Annotated in this window: 13 protein-coding genes and 1 pseudogene; 8 read left to right on the plus strand and 6 right to left on the minus strand. The window is 68.8% G+C overall.

All coding sequences use genetic code 11. The features are described from left to right. A pseudogene (locus RTM68_RS11710) lies at positions 1-337 on the plus strand (hypothetical protein); the annotation flags it as partial. A 31-nt stretch (positions 338-368) separates the two neighbouring features. On the opposite strand, the gene RTM68_RS11715 reads toward RTM68_RS11710, so the two are convergent. Continuing rightward, positions 369-1,013, minus strand: a complete 645-nt coding sequence (locus RTM68_RS11715; RefSeq protein ID WP_312171042.1) for a Pr6Pr family membrane protein — start codon at positions 1,011-1,013, stop codon at positions 369-371. 216 nt (positions 1,014-1,229) lie between these two features. Between RTM68_RS11715 and RTM68_RS11720 the strand changes: the two genes are divergently transcribed. After that, the gene (locus RTM68_RS11720; RefSeq protein ID WP_312171044.1) at positions 1,230-1,670 is read left to right on the plus strand and encodes a DoxX family protein; all 441 of its coding nucleotides are present in this window, start codon (positions 1,230-1,232) and stop codon (positions 1,668-1,670) included. Here the strand turns inward: RTM68_RS11720 and RTM68_RS11725 are convergent. Genes RTM68_RS11725 through RTM68_RS11740 form a run of 4 tightly spaced genes read right to left on the minus strand, consistent with a single transcriptional unit; the run spans position 1,663 to position 5,503 of the window. Continuing rightward, on the minus strand, positions 1,663-2,082 hold the full coding sequence (locus tag RTM68_RS11725; protein ID WP_312171046.1) for an ATP-binding protein: 420 nt from the start codon (positions 2,080-2,082) through the stop codon (positions 1,663-1,665). The genes RTM68_RS11720 and RTM68_RS11725 overlap by 8 nt on opposite strands. Further along, on the minus strand, positions 2,072-2,404 hold the full coding sequence (locus tag RTM68_RS11730; protein WP_312171047.1) for an STAS domain-containing protein: 333 nt from the start codon (positions 2,402-2,404) through the stop codon (positions 2,072-2,074). Before RTM68_RS11730 ends, RTM68_RS11725 begins: the two co-directional genes overlap by 11 nt. Next, positions 2,388-4,349, minus strand: coding sequence for a glycosyltransferase family 2 protein (locus tag RTM68_RS11735; RefSeq protein ID WP_312171049.1), 1,962 nt, complete (start codon positions 4,347-4,349; stop codon positions 2,388-2,390). Before RTM68_RS11735 ends, RTM68_RS11730 begins: the two co-directional genes overlap by 17 nt. Then, positions 4,346-5,503, minus strand: a complete 1,158-nt coding sequence (locus tag RTM68_RS11740) for a SpoIIE family protein phosphatase (RefSeq protein ID WP_312171051.1) — start codon at positions 5,501-5,503, stop codon at positions 4,346-4,348. Before RTM68_RS11740 ends, RTM68_RS11735 begins: the two co-directional genes overlap by 4 nt. A gap of 193 nt (positions 5,504-5,696) precedes the next feature. Here RTM68_RS11740 and RTM68_RS11745 point away from each other — a divergent pair, with 193 nt between their 5' ends. From RTM68_RS11745 to RTM68_RS11770, 6 genes are all read left to right on the plus strand, one after another. Beyond that, positions 5,697-6,035 (plus strand): WXG100 family type VII secretion target, encoded by a 339-nt coding sequence (locus tag RTM68_RS11745; RefSeq protein WP_312171053.1) that lies wholly within the window; start codon positions 5,697-5,699, stop codon positions 6,033-6,035. Further along, positions 6,035-6,316: a WXG100 family type VII secretion target gene (locus RTM68_RS11750; RefSeq protein WP_312171055.1), complete on the plus strand. Its 282-nt coding sequence runs from the start codon at positions 6,035-6,037 to the stop codon at positions 6,314-6,316. Before RTM68_RS11745 ends, RTM68_RS11750 begins: the two co-directional genes overlap by 1 nt. Positions 6,317-6,320: 4 nt before the next feature. Continuing rightward, complete coding sequence (locus RTM68_RS11755) at positions 6,321-7,733, plus strand: hypothetical protein (protein WP_312171057.1); 1,413 nt, start codon at positions 6,321-6,323, stop codon at positions 7,731-7,733. Between the two features lie 797 nt (positions 7,734-8,530). Then, positions 8,531-8,950, plus strand: a complete 420-nt coding sequence (locus tag RTM68_RS11760; RefSeq protein WP_312171059.1) for a hypothetical protein — start codon at positions 8,531-8,533, stop codon at positions 8,948-8,950. Between the two features lie 57 nt (positions 8,951-9,007). Further along, the gene (locus RTM68_RS11765; protein WP_312171061.1) at positions 9,008-10,705 is read left to right on the plus strand and encodes a long-chain-fatty-acid--CoA ligase; all 1,698 of its coding nucleotides are present in this window, start codon (positions 9,008-9,010) and stop codon (positions 10,703-10,705) included. Positions 10,706-10,854: 149 nt separating this feature from the next. Continuing rightward, complete coding sequence (locus tag RTM68_RS11770) at positions 10,855-11,847, plus strand: endo-beta-N-acetylglucosaminidase H (RefSeq protein WP_312171063.1); 993 nt, start codon at positions 10,855-10,857, stop codon at positions 11,845-11,847. Positions 11,848-11,885: 38 nt separating this feature from the next. Here RTM68_RS11770 and RTM68_RS11775 read toward each other — a convergent pair. Continuing rightward, positions 11,886-15,036: GH92 family glycosyl hydrolase (locus RTM68_RS11775; RefSeq protein ID WP_312171066.1), on the minus strand; the 3,151-nt coding region annotated here is incomplete at its 5' end.

A 15,036-nucleotide genomic window follows, 5' to 3' on the forward strand; every position in this document is an offset into this window, starting at 1 on the left:
CATGGGCCGCATAGAGACGGTCTGGATGCGTTTTGACGAGCCGCTTTTCGCCGCTGCGCCCGACCAGGGCGCCGCCGCGGAGACGCCGACCGAGTCGGACGCGGGCGCCGAGGCCGGCACGGATGCCGCAGAAGCGCCCGCGCCGTCGATCTGGCACGTCGTCGGGGGAGACACGATGATCCGCACGTGGATCGATCTCGCTCCCACGACCGGCGAGAACATCCTGGTCGGGATCGTCGGGGGAGAGGCCGCCGGAGAGTTCGCCGAACTCGATGACCAGAAGGCCCTGGCGGCGGCGATCGCCTCGCTCGCCCCGTTCCGCGCATCCGCCGGCTAGACCGTCTCCGCCGGCCGACCGGGCGCGCCGCTCACGGCTTCCGGCGCGACCGTTCTCGCCACTGCATCCGGCTCACGAGCACGATCACCGCGGCGACCAGCGCGAAGATCGCCAGTGCGATGCCGCTCGTGAGGAGGAACTCCATCGGGCCGGACACCTGCCGCGGGTCGAGGAAGTAGTACGGGTACCAGCCGACCGACGGTCCCCGCCACAGGGTGACTCCGCCCCAGGCCAGCGGGAACGCGAGCGCGGTCGGCACGACCCACCACGGCACTCCGCGGTGCCCCGGGGTCAGCACCCAGGCGAGGGCGGTGCAGGCCGGCAGCCAGAAATGCAGCACCTGATCGGACCACGGCACATCGACCCGGATGCCGCGCAGCCCCGCCTGCCACACGATCAGCGCGAAGGCCAGCCCCGCCGTGATGGTCCAGGTGAGGACGAGCGCCAGGGCGACGGTGAACCAGCGCGGATCCGTGGCGCGGATGAAGGCGAGGACAGTCCCGATCAGCAGCACGACCACGAGAGCGCAGTTCGACTGCACGGTGAGGTAGGCGAAGAAGTTCTCGCCCGCGATGGTGCGCGAGCTCAGTCCCCAGAAGAGACGATGCACGAGGGCGACGGTGCATACGGTGGCTGTGACCAGGCGCAGCACGCCGAACACCGATCGTGCCCTCACCGTCTACTCCGCCCCTTCCCTGCCGCGTGGATCGCGGGATCTCGGCCCTGCCGCGTGGATCGCGCCATTCGGCGAGTCTACGGAAGCCCACCGGCACGGGCTCCGAGGCGTCCCGCATTCAGGAGATCGAAAAGTGGCCTTCCCTAGCGTGAAAGCAGGGATAGCCCCTGCTCCGCGCCTGGCGCGCGGTGTCCTGCCACGAAGGAACACCTCCTCATGACGAACACCACCGCCCCCTCTGCCGGCCCGTCGCTGGGACTCCTCGTCCTGCGCATCGTGGTCGGCGCCGTCTTCGCCGCCCACGGGGCGCAGAAGATCTTCGAGTACACGATCGCCGGCACCGTCGGCAGCTTCGCGGGAATGGGAATCCCCCTTCCCGAGATCGCCGCGCCCGTGGTCGCCTTCGTCGAGCTCATCGGCGGCATCCTGCTGGTGCTCGGCCTCTTCACGCGGCCCGTCGGCGTCCTGCTTGCAATCGACATGATCGTCGCGCTCGTCGCCGTGCACCTTCCCGCCGGCCTCTGGGTCGGCGAGGGCGGCTACGAGTTCGTCGCCGTGCTCGGCGCGGGCGCGCTAGCGCTCGCCCTCACCGGCGCCGGTCGGTTCTCGCTCGACGGTGCGTTCCTGCGTGGTCGCGCCCCGGCCTGGCTCAGCTGATCCGGCGGCGCAGCACCCACGTGTTGCCCGCCCCGCCGCCGCTGTGCTCGAAGTCGTCGAGCGCAGCGGTGGCGATGGCCAGCCCGCGGCCGCTCTCGCTGTCCTGATCGGGCATCGACACGTTCTCCCAGTCGATGCTCGCGGGATGAGCCGTGTCGACGATCGTGGCGAGCAGCTCGTCCGCCGTCACCCGCAGGGCGACATCGACGCTGATCTCGGCATGCGCGAAGGCCTCCGCGTGCTGAACGATGTTCGTCGTGACCTCGCTGACCGCGAGGGTGAACAGGATGCTGTCCTCGGACGCCACGTGGGGCGCCTCTGTCCACAGGCTGTCGAGGGCGTCGAGCACCTCGTCGATGAGGGCCGGCGTGGCCTGCCCGATGACACGCTTCGCGCCGGGTTCAGTGCCCATCGAACGCCGATTCCGGCGTGGGGTGATCGCGCAGGACGCGGTCGAGGTTGGTGAGGTGCAGCACGGTCTGCACCGCCTCGGGCACGGCGGCGATGCGCAGGTCGCCGCCGGCGACCCGAGCGCTCTTGAGGGCGCCGACCAGGGCCCCGAGGCCCGACGAGTCCACGAACTGCAGTGCCGCCATGTCGACGACGATCCGCGAGTCGCCCGACGTCACGAGATCTGTCACCGCCTTGCGCAGCAGTGGGGCTCCGGTGGCGGTGAGGCGCCCGGAGAGCGCGATCACGGCATAGCCGTCGCGGATGTCAGTGCTGATGTCCAAGGGACTCCTCCTCGAGGATTCGGGCCGGTCCGCGGTAGCGGGCGGCGTGGATGATGACGCTGAGCACGACGAGGTCGTAGAGCACCCACACCGTGTTCACGAGGGTGCCGGTGCCGTCGCCCGTGCCGATGATCACGCGCGTCACGCCGATCACGAGAGCGATGCTGAGCACGACCATCGCCGTGAGCTGGGGCCAGATCTCGCGCCAGGGAACACCCCGCGGATCGCGTCCGTCCTTGCGGGTGACGGCGAACGAGAGCGGACGCCCGAACACGACGTTCGCGAATGCCGTCCAGCACGCCCGGATCCACACCGGGAAGAGAGCGAGCGAGTACTGCTGCCCCCGCCAGGTTCTGATGCCTTTCGCGACCACGAGGAACAGCAGCTGATTGACCAGGAAGTACGGCAGGAACCGCACGAAGAAGTCCACCGACCACGCGGTGACCGGCAGCACGCCGAAGACCAGATAGACGACCGGAGCGGTGAGGTGCACGATGGCGGCGAAGCCCGACAGATAGCTCCACATCGTGGCGAAGTACATGAGGCGCTGGCCGACCGACAGGCCGCGCTTGACGAGCGGATTGTCGCGCAGCATCACCTGCAGCGTTCCCTGCGCCCAGCGCAGGCGCTGCGTGAGCATCGTGCGCAGATCCTCGGGAGCGAGCCCCTTCGCGAGGATCTCGTGGTGGTAGACGCTGCGCCAGCCGAGCGAGTGCAGCTGCATGGCGGTGGCCATGTCCTCCGTCACCGAGATGGTCGCCAGCGGGAGGATCGGCTGCGCCTCGTCGCCGCGGTCGAGTCGCAGCGCATCGAGCAGCGCCCTGACCGCGTCGATCGCGGTGATGGGTGAGAGGTCGGATGCCGCCAGCGCGGCGAGTCCCGCCTCGTCGACGACGATCGCATCGAGCTGTGCGTCGTGCTCGATGGGCAGAGCGCCGAGCTCGGCGAGATCGGCGCGGATGCCGGCGAGGTCCTTCGCGACGAGGATGACGGATGCGTTGTCGACGGCGGCGCGCACCGCGGCCGCGACGTCGGCCACCGGAGCGCCGGATGCGAGGTCACGACGGCCCTTGCGGATCGCGACCTCGATCGCGAAGAGCTCGCGATGCAGATCGGGATCGGAGGCGGTGCGCAGTTCTTTGCCGATCAGCTCTTCGGAGGCGCGGAGCGCGCGGGCCGCGCTGTCGGTGACCTCGCGCACGTAGCCGATGATGCCCAGCTGCATGAGCGCCTCGCGGCGGAGCACGGCGTTCGAGCCGCAGAAGAACGCGGCGTTCCAGCCGTCCTTGCCCTGCTGGATCGGCCCGTAGAAGAGGGGTGCCTGCGCACCGAGCGGGTCGGCCTCGTCGACGTTCATGAACCACTGGGGCGTCTGCACGACCGCGACCTCGGGGTCGTCGGCGAAGTATCCGAGGGTGCGGTGCAGGATCAGCGGGTCGGGGATCTGGTCGGCGTCGAGAATCAGCAGGAACTCGCCGTCGGTCTCGAAGAGCGCGCTGTTCAGGTTGCCGGCCTTGGCGTGGCGGGGCTTGCCGATCCAGTCGTCCGAGCGGGTGAGGTAGCCGACCCCGGCGTCGCGGGCCGCCTCGGCGAGCTCGGGGCGGGCACCGTCGTCGAGGATCCAGGTGGTGTGCGGGTAAGCGATCTGGCGGGCGGCGCGGGCCGTGGTCATCACGAGCTCGATCGGCTCGTTGTAGGTGGCGATGAAGACGTCGACCGTGCCCTGCGGCGGCGACACGGGAGCCGGGCGCTCCTTGGCCTTCCACATCGTCAGGCAGAACAGGAAGGTGTCGATGAGGCTGTACGTCTCGGCGATCACCAGCGGCACGGCGATCCACCAGGCCGACCAGTTGACCGATTCCAGCCACCGCCACGCGACGTAGTTGATGCCGAGAAGTACCGACAGCAGGGCGATGATGCGGATGGCCGCGAAGCGGGCGGTCATGCATCCCTCCGCACGACCACGACGGTGATGTCGTCGGTGGCCGCATCGCCCTCGGCGAGACGCAGCGCTTCGGTGATGGCGCCGTCGGGGCCGAGCGTCGTCAGCACGCGGTACACGTGCGCGTAGGGGTCATCGGGGTCGAGCACGTCGAGCAGGCCGTCGCTGCAGCAGACGAAGGCGTCGCCCGGACCGAGCCGGGTCGTCCGCGGCTCCCGAACCTCGGTCGACAGACCCAGGCTCATGCCGAGGGGAAGGCTCGTCGAGCGCAGATGCTCCCACGACCCGTCGGCCCGCAGGATGAAGGCGAGGCTGTGGCCGGCGTCGATGATCTGCAGGTCGCCGCTCTCGGGCTCGAGTTCGGCGTGCACGGCCGTGACGAACATCGACGTGTCGGCGAAGTCCGCTTCGAGCAGGCGGTCGGCCTCGGCGACGGCATCCGAGATCGAGCGCTCCGGGGCCGTGCGCAGCGAGGCGCGCACGCTCGCGGCGATCAGGGCGGGGCCCATGCCCTTGCCCATCGCATCCGCCAGAGTGATCCGCAGCGAGCCGTCCTGCAGGCTCAGGTCGTAGAAGTCACCGGCCAGACGGCCGCGCGAGGCGGCGCCGCCGGCGATCGTGTAACCGGGCAGGGTCGGGTGCGTGTGCGGTCGCAGTGCGCTCTGGATCACCGCCGCATGGTCGAGCTCCGCGTCGTTGGCGAGCTCGGTCTGCACCCAGAACGCCAGGTCGCGCAGCAGATCGCGCTGCTCGTCGCTGAACTCGTGAGGTTCGGTGTCGAGCACGCAGAGGGTGCCGACCGGCTCGCCGCCGGGTGCGTGCAGCGGGTGTCCCGCGTAGAACCTCAGGTGCGGATCGCCGATCACGAAGGGGTTGTCGGCGAACGTCGCCGTCGCGGTCGCATCCTCCACGATCACGGTGCGGTCCTGTCGCACCGTGTAATCGCAGAAGGAGTCCTGCCGCGGGGCCTCGGGTCCGCCGAGCCCGATCTCGGACTTGCGCCACTGGCGGTCGTGATCGAGAAGCGAGACGCTCACCATGGGTACGCCGAACATCTCCTTGGCCAGCCGCGCGACGCGATCCACGCGTTCGTCGCGCGGCGTGTCGAGGATGTTCATCGCATCCAGGGCTCGCTGTCTCGTGAGCTCGTCGATCATTGGGGCTCCCCTCCCGCAGTGCTGCTGTTGCCATCCTCCCACCGGGGGGCGGGCGAGGCCACGACGGCTGTCATGTCGACCCGAGCCGATGTCTCACCGGCGGTCGCTCGTCGTCGAGCAAGATCTACGAGAACACCGGCATACGATCAGCGGCGTCGTCATATGACGACGTTTCGACTGCTAGCGTCGCCCCATGATCATCCGGGGGGATTTCGGAGCACTCGCCAGCGAGGCGGGCCGCCTCGACGACATCGTTGACCGCATCGACGAGCGCGTGGCGGGCGCGCGGCGAGACATGGACGACTTCCTCGCGTCCGGCTGGACGGGATCCGCAGCGGTGCAGTTCCGTGCGGCGTTCGAGCGATGGCTCGATGCGGCGACCGCAGGATCTGCCGAGCTGCACGACCTCGTCGAGGCGATACGCGGTGCGACCCGCGACCTCGTCGCGACCGAGCAGGCCAATGCGCAGGTGTCGGACTCGGCGGTGGCCGCGGTCAGCGACGTGTTCGCGCGCCTGATGGGGGCTCGCTGATGTTCGCCTTCCATGTCGCGCGAGCCGAGCAGATGCTCGATGACACCCTGCGTACCAGCACCGCACTCGTCGAGGCCCTCGACGAGGCCGACGCGGCGGCCGCCAGGGTGGGCATCGCCTGGGCCGGTGAGACGGCCGATGCTCACGGGGGCGCGCATGAGCACTGGCGCGATGATGCGCGACGCATGGCCGAGGCCCTCGACGAGATGCGCCGCGTGCTGCAGGGCGCGCACGCGAACTACTCGTCCGCGGCATCCGTGAATCTCGCGATGTGGGGGTGAGCGCATGCTGATCTGCGTCGACCCCACTGCCTACGCCTCGGCGTCCGAGACGTTCGGAGACCATCTGGCGAGCGACGTGCGCCGGGTGGCAGAGAGACTCACCGGGGCGCTCTCGGGCATGGGGGCGGTGGCCGGCCACGACCCGGCGGGAACGGCCTGGGCGGAATCGTACGATGCCGTCGCGCCCCAGACGGTGCAGGCGATAGACCAGCTCAGTCGCGCGAGCGTCAACGTGGGCGCGCTGCTGCAGCAGGCGGGCTTCAACCATGCGAGGGCAGAGGCGTACTCCGATGTCACGGGAGGCGGCGAGCTGCCGCCCGAGGCCCTGTCGTTCGAACCCGGCGCGCCGATGGCGGTCGATCTGCCGAGTGCCGAGGGTGGCGCGATCGCGGATCCGCCTGCCGGATGGGAGTGGCTGCAGGACGTCTGCGGGCTCATCTGGCCCGACGGCGACCCCGGCCGGCTGCGCGAGATGGGCGCGGCGTGGACGCGCGCCGCCGACGAGCTCGATGCGGGATGGATGCTCGTCTCGCAGGGCATCACGGCGCTCGACGAGCAGGATTCGCCCGAGATCGAGAGCGCGCGCGGCGTGTGCCGCCTGCTCGGCGAGACCCTGAGCGAGCTGGCGGCTCAGTGCCGCGCGATCGGGACCGCCTGCGACGACCTCGCCGGCCACATCGAGTCGGCGCGCTCCGAGCTGATCACCGAGGTCAACCTCATGCTCGCCTCGATCATCGCGATCGAGGTCGCGGCGGGGCTTGCCGCCTCGGCGACCGCGGGCATCGCAGGAGTCGCGATGCAGGGTGCCGCCTACGGCGCTGTGCTCACCGCGGGCGCGCGCATGTCGTTGGTCATCTCGCGACTGCTGAACATGGCGACGCTGACCGGCTCATCGCTCGTGTGGAAGAGCGCGGATGCGGTGGGCGACAACCTGCGCAAGATCCTGACGCTGACACCGCGGGCAGCCGAGGTCGCGCCGGTCGCCGGCACGCTCAAGGCGCTCGATGATCTCGCGAACCGCCTGTCGAACTCGGCCTGGCCCCTGCCTCCGTCGCCCCGCGGATTCGCGATCGAGACGCGCCTCGGTGGCAACCTGCCGCCGGGGTTCCCGACGATCGACAAGTTCGACTGGCAGCACGGCATCGCCACGAGCATCAAGACGGTGGATCTTGCGGCCAAGAGCTATCAGAATGCATCCCGCTTGAAGAGTCTGCTGAAGCGATACGTCGACAAGATGGCTGCCTTCACGAGAGGCGAACGCTCAGGCTCGGTCATCACAGAAGAGATGGTGACTGATCGAACGCTTCACCTCGCGGCGTCCCGATCGGCGACCGCTGATCAGCAAGCGGTTCTCGACGACATCGTGGTCTACGGGAATGAAGTCGGGGTCTCTGTCATCGTCGAGGTGATGCGGTGATTCTGCGGATCGCGAGCGTCGCTCTGGTCCCCGACGGACGGGTGCTCCTTCAGCCGTTCTCCGCTACGACTGGCGGGCCCGTGGTGTACGACGGCCTGCCGTTGGTGCTTCCTTCGATGTCAAGTGAGCGCGAGCTGGGACGCGCAGCAGTAGCTGCGCTCACGGCGTCGAATCGGCGTGTGCTTCCGGCTCGGGATCTCCGTCGAGATCCAGCCGATCGTGAGTTCCTCGACTGGTACGGGGTCGCCACCTATGGCGAGTATTCAAGGGGCGTGCGTTCGGTCGGGCTCTCGGCGTCATTTGTCGATGTCATTGACCAGGTGCGCATTCGTCCTAACCGCAATATGGGTCCGCGCGGTGGCTTTGAGGGGATCGCGAACGAACAGAGAGTCGTAGAGTTCACTGATCCTGAGCATCTCGGTCTCGAGATTCAGGATGCCATGACGAAGGCGACGCCCGGTCGCGGTTCGAGGTTCAGATGGACGCGGAGCTAGTCACATCGTGTCTGTCGACCGTTTCGCTGAGGTTGGGGATGATGCGCTCGGACGAGCTGATCAGAAGGGGGCGCCGGTGGGAGATCATCTGCTCCGCGACGAGAGCTTCTTGAGGGCAGCGGATCTCGCGAACCGCACGTGCTCCCGTTCTTGGGATCGCGGCTGCCGCGGGGCGCCAGCCGCTCAAAGGAGCGTTTTCGACGACACGGCTACATACACGGAGGAAAAGGGTGTTGCTCTCGTGGTGAAGGTAGTTAGGTGAGGGAACATTCCGTCCACGTTTCCGTGCAGAGAGATGGCCGGGTGTTCGTGCACCCCTACTCCTTGACGGTGTCAGGTTTCAGCATCATGGACGGCCTGCCGAACGTGTTGAAGAGTCACGAGGAGGCGCGGATACTCGGCGACGCGGTGGTGGCGGCGCTTCACGCATCGAATCGGGCACCGCTGCCTGACCGAGATCTACGTGTCGATCCGCCGGACCGGGAGTTCTTAGCGTGGTTGGGTCTTCGCTCGTACGGCCAGTACATGCGCAAGGTGCGGGATGTCGGCGTTCTCGCATTCTTCGATGACCAGATCGGGGAGGTGGAGCTTACTCCGTCGCGAAACGAGGGTTCCCGCGGCGGATTCACGCCCCTGTCCGACGAGCGCCGCACGGTGATGTTCGAGAGCCCCGACCAGCTCGGCCGTGCCGTGCAAGAGGCGATGAAGAAGGCGATTGTGTGAGGACTTCGGCCGCGCAACCCCGATGACCGGCATAGGTGACAGGGGCAGGATGGAGCCATGTCCGAATCGCCCTACGCCTCCCGTCCCTGGCTCGACTCCTACGCCGACGGCGTGCCCGCCGAGATCGACGCCCCGACGCAGACGCTGCCCGAGATGATGTCGGCGAGCACCGCGACGTTCGGCCGTCGGCCGGCTCTCGAGTTCTTCGGTGCCGTGACCACCTACCGCGAGCTGGGAGATCAGATCCTGCGTGCCGCAGAGGGGCTCCGGCGTCTCGGGGTGCACAAGGGCGACCGGGTGGCGCTGGTGCTGCCCAACTGCCCGCAGCACGTCGTGGCCTTCTACGCCGCGCTCCGTCTCGGCGCCATCGTCGTCGAGCACAATCCGCTCTACACGGCGAGGGAGCTGCGGCATCAGTTCGAGGATCACGGTGCCAAGGTCGCGATCGTCTGGGATAAGACGGTCGACACGATCGCGGACTTCCCCTCCGACCTGCGGGTCGAGCACATCGTGAGCGTCGACCTCACTGAGGCGATGCCCGCCTCGCAGCGCATGCTTCTGCGGCTGCCGGTACCCAAAGCGCGGGCGTCAAGGGCCAAACTGACGGCCACCCCTCAGGCGCGTCGCGCGCTGGCCTGGAAGAAGCTGGTCGACCATCGTCCGCTCTCGCGCCGCGTCGACGGCCCCACGCTCGGCGACACCGCACTGCTGCAGTACACGAGTGGGACCACGGGTGACCCCAAGGGGGCGATCCTCACCCACGCGAATCTGCGCGCCAACGCGATGCAGGGCCGGGCATGGGTGCCCGGGCTCGTCGACGGCAAGGAGACGTTCTACGGCGTGCTGCCGCTGTTCCATGCCTACGGGATGACGCTCTGCCTGACGTTCGCGATGAGCATCGGCGCGAAGCTCGTGCTGTTCCCGACTTTCGACCTCGGCCTCGTCACGAAGGCGGCGCGCACGAGTCCGCCGACCTTCCTCCCCGCCGTGCCGCCGATCTACGACCAGCTCGCGCGCGCGGCATCCCGCGGGACGATCGACCTGTCGACGGTCAGGTTCGCGATATCCGGAGCCATGAGCCTGCCCGTCGCCACGGTGCAGCGATGGGAGGATGCGACGGGGGGCCTGCTCGTCGAGGGATACGGCATGACAGAGAGCTCGCCCGTCGCGCTCGGCAACCCGATGGGCAGAAGCAGGCGCCCGGGGACCGTGGGCGTGCCGTTCCCGAGCACGGAGATCCGCGTCGTCGACCCCGACGACACCGATGTGGATGTCCCGGTGGGTGAGCGAGGAGAATTGCTCGTGCGCGGACCCCAGGTCTTCCAGGGGTACTGGCGTCGTCCGGGTGATACCGCCGATGTGCTGCTCGCCGACGGCTGGCTGCGCACGGGCGACATCGCCGAGGTGTCGAAGGACGGCTTCGTGACGATCGTCGACCGGCTCAAGGAGCTCATCATCACCGGCGGGTTCAACGTGTCGCCGAGCGAGGTCGAGGATGCGCTCGAGGCGCACCCCGACGTGGTCGCCGCTGCTGTGGTGGGCCTGCCGCGGTCGAGCGGCGGCGAGGAGGTCGCCGCCGCCGTCGTTCTGCGTGACGGCGCGACACTCGACTCGGGTGCGCTGCGCGACTTCTGTCGCACTCGACTCACGCCTTACAAGGTGCCCAAGCGGATCGTCGCTGTCGACGAGCTTCCTCGGTCGCTCATCGGCAAGGTGCTGCGCCGGCAGGTGCGGGATCGGATGCTCGCGGACTGACCTGGCCGTCACGGCCATCCGTTCGCTGCCGTTCACCACTCGCGTCGTCTCGGTCATCCTTCCACCCGCCGTGCTTAAGCGCTATAGTCGGCCGCGGGTCGCGATGGCGCGACCGGATTCGACAACGACGCCGAAGGAGACGATCGGTCATGAATCAGAACGTCAGCAAGAATCGCCTGCGACGAAGCATCGCAGGACTCGGAGTCCTCGCCACAGCGGCGGCGGGCATCTTCACCGGGGCGGCAGGTGCTGCCGCGGAGGACACCGAGACCGCAGCCCCGAAGCTCGCGGTCTATGTCGAGGTGAACTCGAACGATTTAGCCAATGTCGCCGACTACACGCTCGCCGAGTCCGGCGAAGCCGCGATCGATATGGCGATGATCTTCGCCGCGAACATCAACTACGACGGCGAGAAGGCATATCTGCACTTCAACGAGCGCGTCACCGAGACGCTCGAGAATGCCGACACGCAGATCCGGCCCGTGCAGGAGAACGGCACGAAGGTACTGCTCTCGGTGCTCGGCAACCATCAGGGCGCCGGCTTCGCAAACTTCACGTCGTTCGCACAGGCGGATGCCTTCGCGGCCCAGCTCGAAGACGCCGTGACGACCTATGGCCTCGACGGCATCGATTTCGACGACGAATGGACGAACTACGGCGCGAACGGCACGCCGCAGCCCAACGCCGAATCGTTCGGATGGTTGGCCACGGCGCTGCGCGATCGTCTCGGCCCCGACAAGATCATCAGCCTGTATGCGATCGGGCCGAGCTACACGACCACCGACTTCACGCTGTTCGACGCCGAGGGCGTGCTCGACTTCGCGTGGAACCCGTACTACCCGACCTACGACGCCCCGACCGTGCCAGGGCTCGACGACCGCGGTCGCCTGGGCGCCGCCGCGATCGACCTCTCCCAGACGAGCGCCGCGATGGCGGCCGACTTCGCGACGCGCACCCTCGCCGACGGGTACGGCGTCTACGTCGCCTACAACCTCACGGCGACCGACCAGTCGGCGTATCTCTCGGGCATCACCGAAGCGCTCAAGGGAGAGGCGACCGAGTATCGGGCGGCTCCCCGCGACACGACACCACCGACCGTCACGATCAAGGAGGGCGCGCAGTTCACCGTCCTGTCGAAGTGATCATCCGAGAGGACTGTGATCTCCCGAGAGGGCAGTGATCACCCGAGGTCGAAGACCTCGATCTGACGGATCGTGACCCCGGCTTCCGCCCTCACGCGGATGGCCGGGGTCACGACCCGTGACACCAGCGTGAAGGGAGTCGTCCGATCCGCGGCGAGGTCGATGTCGTAGGTGGTCGGGGCATCGGTCCAGTCCCCGCGGTCGTCCATGATCTCCCACCTCAGCGACGACGACGCGGTCTCGGTGACCACCGTCACGGTGACGTCCGACACGGCGCGCGGCTCGGCGAAACGCCACCCCACCCACTCACCGGATGCCAGAGCGACGCCGTCCGATCCGCTCGGGTCGCCGTCGTCGACGACGCGTGCGGGCTCGACGGCGGATGCTGACGCGAGTACCTCCCCGCCGTCATCCGTCAGATCGCGGCACCACTCCCTGACGTCCGGAACGGGATGGGTGCCCGCCTCGAGAGCATCCTCGGGGTCTGTGCCGAAGATCAGCTCGAGCTCGGCGTCGCCGTCGAGTGCGTCGATCGGCAGTTCGGCGCGGTCGAGCTCGATCCCATCGAGGCGGGCGCTCGTCAGAACATGAGCCGACGACGCGCTGCGGCGCGAGCGGATGCGAAGAGACGAGCCGTCGCCCCGGTCGACCCTGATGTCGTCGAGCAGGGGTGATCCGATTCGCAGCACCCCCGAGGCGAGTTCGAGCGGATAGAGCCCGAGCGCGGCCCAGAGCCACCACGCGCTCATCTCTCCGTTGTCCTCGTCGCCTGGGAAGCTCTGGCCGATGTGCGCTCCCGCGAACAGGCGGCCCGCCAGTTCGTGCACGATCTCTCCGCTGCGCCACGGCCGATCGCTGAACGCGTACATGAACGGGATGTGGTGGGCGGGCTGATTCGAGATCGCGCACATGCCCGAGCGCAGCGCCCGCGCCTCGCGCTGCTCGTGGATCACCGTGCCGTACGCCCCGCCGAACCGTTCATCGGCCGTCTCCGGTTCGTCGAAGAGTGCATCCAGATGACGGCCGAAGGCATCGGGACCACCGTGCAGTGCCGCGAGGCCCGCGCCGTCGTGCACGGCGCCGACCGACATGCCCCACGCGTTCGTCTCGACGTTGTCGCCGCCCCACACGCGGGGATCGAAGCCGGCTGTGAAGCATCCGGCGGCGTCCCTGCCGCGGAGGAAACCGGAGTCCGCATCGAACAGCGTGCGGTACGACAGTGCCCGGTTGGCGAAGTATCGAGAGAACGAGCGGTAGCGGGCGGCATCGTGCTTCGATCGCGCATCGTCGGCGAGGTGCGCTGCCCACCGCCCCAGTGCCGCATCGCTCACCGCGTTCTCGATGGTCCAGCTCATGCCCTCGGGCGCCTCGGATGCGATGTACCCGGTGAACCGCCCGCGGTCGATTCCCTTGCGTCCGCGTCGCGCATCGGGGCCCGGCTCGCACGCATTGCGCCAGCCGCTCTCGAACGCCTCTGCGCGGTCGAACTCCACGCCCCACCGAGCGGCATCGGCGAAGATCTGGTCGCTCGACGTTCCCACCATGCTGTCGACGTAGCCCGGAGCACTCCACCGGGCCATCCATCCTCCGCGGCGATACTGCTCGAGCTGTCCGTCGAGCAGCCTGCCGGTCAGCGCAGGATCGAGCAGCGCGAGGGCCGGCCACTCGGTGCGATAGGTGTCCCAGTAGCCGTTGTTCACCACGAGCTCGCCGTCGACCACCGGCGCGCTCGTCGCCCGATCGCCGAACGGCTCACGCGACGCGAACACGTCGGCGAAGCGGAGTGCCGGAGCATCCACGGTGCCGGCGTTCTCTGCCGCGGTGTTCGGATAGAGGTGCATCCGATACAGCGCTGCGGCGATCCGGTCGCGGTTCTCATCGTCGGCCAGGCCCCGGTAAGCCACCTCGGCGGCGTGGAGCGGCGGGACGGTGACTCGTCCCAGCACCCGATTCCAGGATGCCGCAGAGGCATCCCGCAGCTCTTCGTACGTCGATTCTTCCGGTGCCTCGAGCTCGAGGCTGCGCCGGGCCTGCTCGACGGAGAGGAACGACACCGCCACACGCACCTCGAGCGACCCGGCGCCGGCGACGTATCCCGCGACGCGCCCTCGGCCGTCGTCGTCGAGTGCACCGCGGGAGCCGCGTGCATCGCCGTTCGGATGCCGCACGATCCCGGCGAAGTAGCAGCGTGGAGCGTTGCCCCAGTCCTCCGTGCCCTCCGGCATCCAGCCCTCGAAGCCCCCGGAATCCGTCCAGACGAGTCGTCCCTGGTCGGTCGGCTGATCGATCACGACACCGACGACCGATTCGGGGTCATCGCCGTGCACCCGGAAGACGGCCGCATGCGAGGTCGCCGTCATCTCGGTGCGCAGACCGCCACCGAGATCGGCCGCGTACTCGTGGGGGCGAGCGCGCTCGGTGCCGGGGATGATCCAGCGCCGCCGTCCCGCGCGCGACGACGTCGGGCGTCCGTCGAACGGCATGAGCTGCAGCACGGAGCGGTCGCCGATCCAGGGACTCGGCTGATGCGAGAACTGCAGCGCCTCCAGGCGCCGACCCGGCGGGTCATCGTGGATGCCGGACCGATACGGCCAGCGGGTGTCTGCGGCATCCGTGGCGGGGGTGATGAAGGTGAAGCCGTGAGGCACGGCCACCGCGGGGATCGTGTTGCCGCGGGAGAAGCGCGGGCCGGAGTGGGTGCCGCGGCGGGTGTCGACGCGTTCGACGGGAGCGAGAGCAGCGGTGATGCGGTGAACGGGGACCTGCTCGATCAGCACCTGCACGAACCCCGTGACGCGCGCCGGGAGCCCCGGCTCCGCTCCGAGCCCGGCGGTGCCGAAGACCAGCTCGACGGAGCCGCTGGTGTGCGGCATCGGAGCCAGCGACACCGTATCGGCGTTCCACTGCTCGGGAAGGCTCCACCGTGCGGCGAACTGCGCGTCTGCCGTGATCGGGAAGTCGTACCGGTCGCGCACGGCGGCGATGTCGCTCAACCCGGCGCCGTCGGCGCCGCGCACGTCGGCGGTCACCGCCAGCGCCGCATACGGGGCGAGTGTCGCCTGGTCGCCGTCGGCGTAGAACGCCCAGTGCAGCAGCGTGTCGGACGTGACCGGGATGCCGCTGAGCCCCGGCGCGTCGATCCGCTGCTCGCCCGCCGAGGGGTCGAACGAGAACGCGAAGACCGGGCCG

Origin of the sequence: Microbacterium sp., from assembly GCF_031988965.1 — a bacterium.
Taxonomy (GTDB): Bacteria; Actinomycetota; Actinomycetes; order Actinomycetales; family Microbacteriaceae; genus Microbacterium.